Source organism: Planktothrix sp. FACHB-1355 (genome assembly GCF_014748295.1).
Taxonomy (GTDB): domain Bacteria; phylum Cyanobacteriota; class Cyanobacteriia; order Cyanobacteriales; family Aerosakkonemataceae; genus Aerosakkonema; species Aerosakkonema funiforme_A.
In genome coordinates this window covers 1-4,861 of the sequence record NZ_JACJUP010000458.1, presented here as the reverse complement: position 1 = coordinate 4,861, position 4,861 = coordinate 1, and the positions used below count along the sequence as shown (strand labels likewise).

Sequence of the window (4,861 nt, the reverse complement as noted above, 5' to 3'; positions counted from 1 at the left end):
TCTTTAATAAATGCTTCTTTTCCCGGCTCGAATAACTCCATTCCAGTTAAACTGAAAATAGCTAATTCACCTTGATACCAGCCCCCATCAATTAAGTAATCTACTTCTACTTTTCCTGCTTCCCCGACAGTAAAATAACCCGATTCCACGTCCAAGCCAGTCAGGGGGTCGATATTCAGGGTGTAGTTAGTATCGCCACTCACTTGGGACAATTGTAGAGAATAGTCACCAGCCACCAAATTATATAGATTAATACCTTCTGGATTCGTGGCGTTAACCGAACCGCTGTACAAAATTTTACCTAAACTGTTCTTAAGTTGCCAGTCAACTGAGTCGCTCATTCCGGTGAGGGATAGCTTTAAGCTGCTGGGGTCAGTAAGTTTGAAGCTGTAGGTATCATCGGGGTACGCTATGCTAAGAGCGTCTGTACCTGTGTACTGGTTGTCGATCGAACCGATATCGAAAGTGGACATTTGCTGGCTCCTATAGCTTGAAGGGCGATCGCACAAAGCGATCGACCGATTCTTTTTCACTCAGCTGAAAAGGGCCACCAAAAGGAGTCTCATCAGCTGGTGTAGCTGCTGTCAGACATCCACACACCGATACTATTGGGGCATCATCAGCATATTTATGCGTTATATAGCTTGTATAAAAAACAAATACAGCCGTGAATATGCTTAGTTACGATCGGCCTTTAAATAATCTTTAAATATTGACCGTTAATATAAAGTTTTAATGAACTTATCAGTCCGTATTCGTCGAAGGCCCGATCTTCATCAATCGCCGTTTGTCCGCGATCGAGTACAGTTGAACTGGGGATTATTCCACAGGTAAAGTAGTCCTGTCACGATCGAATATCTTTCTTAAAATATGGAGATGTACAGATGGTATTAAGCGATGTGACGGGTCAACCAATTTCTGCAACCGATACATCAACAGAAATGATTTACGAATTGCGAACATACACGGTTTTACCTGGCAAGATGGCAGCTTTGCTAAAACGATTCCGCGAACACGCAATCCGACTGCTGGAAAAGCACGGTATGACGAATGTCCTCTACCTGACGCCGGAAGGTGAAGAAAAGGACACAAAATTAATCTACCTGCTGATGCACGAAAGCAAGCAAGCGGCTGAGAAAAATTGGGCTGCGTTCAAGAACGATGCTGAATGGCAATCAATTTTTGCTGAGACGGAAGCAAACGGCGCTCTTGTCGAGAAAATCGAAAGCCTTTACCTAACTCCCACGGAATTCTCCAACTTACCTGGACTTGTGCAGCGTCGCAATAAAGCTATTTCTGTAAAGTTCCTTGATGAGTTTTTCAACAAAAAAAACTTTGCCGTAGCCGAACAGTTCTTAACGGAGGACTACAAGCAGCACAATCCAGGTGTAGTTACCGGTCGTCAAGGGCTGATAGAATTCGCCACAGAGTTCTTAAAGGCAAATCCCGAACTGACGATGGAAGTTAAGCGTGTCATGGCGGAGGGAGACTACGTATTCCTACACGTACATCTCAAGTTCAATCCCGCAGACCGTGGTGCAGCTGTAGCAGATATTTACCGCATAGAAAATGGCAAAATTGCCGAACATTGGGATGTCATGCAGCCAATTCCCGAAACTGCTGCCAACGACAATACGATGTTTTAAAGGGCGTTGGGACTGCCGGCTGCTGTTAAAAAGTTGCACTAATTTCCGATCTCTTATGCTCTTTTTCCCAGTTTAGGCTCTCCAAAACCAGGGTTTTCCACTACAAGTAAGGAAGAGTCAAAATATTTACGATCGACTGCCTAATGAGTATTCCCTAAAGTTCTCTCTTTGATTGCCATCTATTCTGAGTACCCCAAGAGGTTTACCTTGTTGGTTTCTGACAACGTAGTACCATTTAAAGTCTGTGCGATTATTGAGCGTATTTAGCAATTTAGAATCGCCTTTTAAGGCTTGTGCGATCGCTTTTTCAAAGTCTTTGGAAACAATTAAACGTGCGAAACCATTTTTATTATCATAATTTCCCCAAGATGTATAGCTCCAGATGACCGAATTATCATTTGGATCGGGCACATAAAGTGTGAGGCGCTCAACAAAGGATAATTTATTAACATTTTGAACTAAGTCGTCAAGGGTTATCGGTACTTTATTTCTGGGAGGATTTTTCAAGGGTGCAATCTGCTGCACAAATTTACTGTTGAGGCTTTGAATTTGTTCGGATGCAATACGTTTAAATACTTTATTGCGATGAACTTGAATTTGATAATTAATTAAGGAAAGAAAGCCGATTAGAGCAGAAAGAACAGCTACCAGACCCGCCATATATGCCGCGTAGGTGCGCCGACGGGCTTCTGGTGCGATCGCACCAGAAGCATCTCTTTCTTGGCTAGGTCGAAGCGATGCCACTGCTTTGACTATTTCTTGAATGCCCAACACGAAAGTAATGGCGACACCAAACGCACTGAGAGCAACGCTGGCACCGAAGATTCCGTATAAAACAGCTTCAACTTGTGGGCTGAAAATATCCCATCTCAGTGCTGCATTGAAAATTCCCAGCACAACCAGCGTTGCGCCAATTATCAAGAGCGAAACCGTGATCCAAACGGTCAGCGATAATAACTTAACTCGCGATCGCATACTACTTTTTCCGATCGGATAATCTATGAGGCTGAAGAAGAGCAAACCGCAAAAAGAATTATTGATAATCTTCTCGCAGAAAGAAAGTAAATATTTTTCATCTTCAATAACTACTCCTGTACGCCAACTTCTTTGAGCAATTTCACAATACTGCGGTGGCCATTTAATTCAGCGATCGTTAAAGCCGTGTAACCACCCTTATTTTTGATGCTCGCATCCGCACCGGAGTCCAGCAAAAGTTTTACAGCTTCCACATAACCCCGCGATGCCGCCCAGATTGTCGCAGTAGCACCAAGACGATCTTGAACGTTGACATCAGCACCCGCTGAAATTAAAAGCCGCATCAGGGAGAGATCGTTTTGCTCAGATGCCTTTATCAAAGCAGTTTTTCCATCATCATCTGGAACGTTGGGATCGCCACCGCTATTGAGAAGTTCTCTCACTGTAGCAGTGTTTCTACGACCTACCGCCATAGTTAAAGGCGTCTCGCCGAGGTTTTTGGCGTTGGGATTGGCTCCCTTTTCTAGCAGAGATATTACAATATCGCTGTAATTTTGTAAAGCTGCTAAGTGTAGAGCTGTGTCGCCAAGTTCGTTTCTCACGCCAACGTCAGCTCCTCGATCGAGCAGAAGTTGCACTACTTCAGCATAACCTTCTACTACAGCCAGGTGTAAAGCAGTTTCGCCATCCGTATCTTTAGCGTTAACATCAGCACCTTTGTCCAGCAAAGTAGTGACAATAGCAGTATAACCGCCTGCTGCGGCTGCCATTAGAGCTGTCCATCCATCTAAATTTTTGGCATTTACATCTGCACCGGCGTTGAGCAATGCTTGTACGATCGCAGTGTGTCCCTGATCGGCTGCCAGCGTTAAAGCGGTCTCGCCCTCTTTGTCTTTAGCATTAAGGTCAATAATAGTTTGCTTGTGCGGCGGCAATATTTTTAAGTTATCCCACAAGCCGGAAGTAGATGCAGCCAACAACTGCTCGACGATCGATTTATAACCGGACTCGGCTGCTAACATCAGCGCGGTTCTGCCCTCTTGGGTTTTGGCATTTGCATCTGCCCCGCCAGCTAACAACACCTTGACCGCTTCAGGGTAATTTAGACCTGCCGCTAGAGTCAGAGCTGTTTCTCCGCCACTGGTTACATTTACCTCCGCACCAGCCGACAGCAATGCTTGCACGACCTCTGTGTGACCGTGTTCGGCGGCTATGGTTAAAGCAGTATCTTCATCTTTATCTTTAATGTTGACTTGGGCACCCGCATCGAGCAATATCCGTACCACCTGGGCATGACCTTTCAAGGCCGCTACCATTAAGGCGGTGCTACCGTCGATATTTTTGGCATCTACGTCTGCGCCGCTTGCCAGCAAAGTTGGAATGACATCAACTTGGTTACTGGCAGCTGCCAACATTAAAGCTGTTAGCTTGTACAATCTTCTAGGCAGGTTAATGTTTGCACCTGCTTCTAACAGCAGTCGCACAACATCTGTGTAGCCATTGCGGGCGGCAAACATCAAAGCAGTGGTACCGTCTTTGTCTGTGGCGTTGATATTGGCACCTTCAGCCAGTAGTACTTGTACTCGATCGATTTCGCCGTTTTGAGCTGCCCGTCTTAATAAGACATCTTTATCTAATGTGGAAGTCATGCCTGCGCCTCGTCACATCCCCAGCAATGTCAACTTAGCGTTAAATTAGGCTCTTGAGAAGACGGTGTTGCTGGTTGCATTCAGTTTATGCAGAATAATCATACAAATGTAGGACAAATTTAGGGCAAATCTAGGGATTCTTACCAAAGTTTGCACAGGATAAGGGCTGTGAAGAAGCCGACGATCCGTTCTTTTAACTGTCAAGCTTGCAGTTGCTGGGATCGCCTGCTAGAGCTATTAGCGGTAGTGATGAAAGCGCCTCCTTTGTTGGCAAATGCTGACAAACTAGCTCCAAGTCTTAGATTTATAGCAGATTTTTGCCGATTGGGTACCATACCTGGGAGGTAGCCGTAACTTTGCAAAGAGTCATTACGGAGTTTATGCTAACTTTTATAAAGTTCCTTAAGCAATCCGCCATTATGAGCTTGGAAATCCCCGCGTCCGTTAAAGTTTGGAGTCAGTTTATCCATCCCGTTGTCATGTGGGTACTTTTAGTCATATCCCTATATGCTATGTACCTGGGCATTCAAGTCCAACGCACGAGATTTGCAGAAGGGGAAACCAAGAAAGAGTTAATTAAGGGTAGGTATA

General features: G+C 44.9%; 5 protein-coding genes. 2 read left to right on the top strand and 3 right to left on the bottom strand.

What is annotated here, in order from left to right:
- Window positions 1–473: hypothetical protein (locus H6S82_RS18330; protein WP_191056513.1), on the bottom strand; the 473-nt coding region annotated here is incomplete at its 3' end.
- 411 nt (window positions 474–884) lie between these two features.
- Here H6S82_RS18330 and H6S82_RS18325 point away from each other — a divergent pair.
- Entirely contained in the window at window positions 885–1,646 is a 762-nt protein-coding gene (locus H6S82_RS18325; RefSeq protein WP_190468604.1) for an ester cyclase, read from the top strand.
- 126 nt (window positions 1,647–1,772) lie between these two features.
- Here H6S82_RS18325 and H6S82_RS18320 read toward each other — a convergent pair whose 3' ends face one another.
- Together H6S82_RS18320 and H6S82_RS18315 are read right to left on the bottom strand one after the other, a co-directional pair.
- The gene (locus H6S82_RS18320) at window positions 1,773–2,621 is read right to left on the bottom strand and encodes a hypothetical protein (protein ID WP_190468608.1); all 849 of its coding nucleotides are present in this window, start codon (window positions 2,619–2,621) and stop codon (window positions 1,773–1,775) included.
- Between the two features lie 110 nt (window positions 2,622–2,731).
- Window positions 2,732–4,270 (bottom strand): ankyrin repeat domain-containing protein, encoded by a 1,539-nt coding sequence (locus H6S82_RS18315; RefSeq protein ID WP_190468610.1) that lies wholly within the window; start codon window positions 4,268–4,270, stop codon window positions 2,732–2,734.
- Window positions 4,271–4,689: 419 nt separating this feature from the next.
- Between H6S82_RS18315 and H6S82_RS18310 the strand changes: the two genes are divergently transcribed.
- Window positions 4,690–4,861, top strand: a 172-nt coding sequence (locus H6S82_RS18310) for a DUF4079 family protein (RefSeq protein ID WP_191056512.1), incomplete at its 3' end; no start/stop codon positions are given.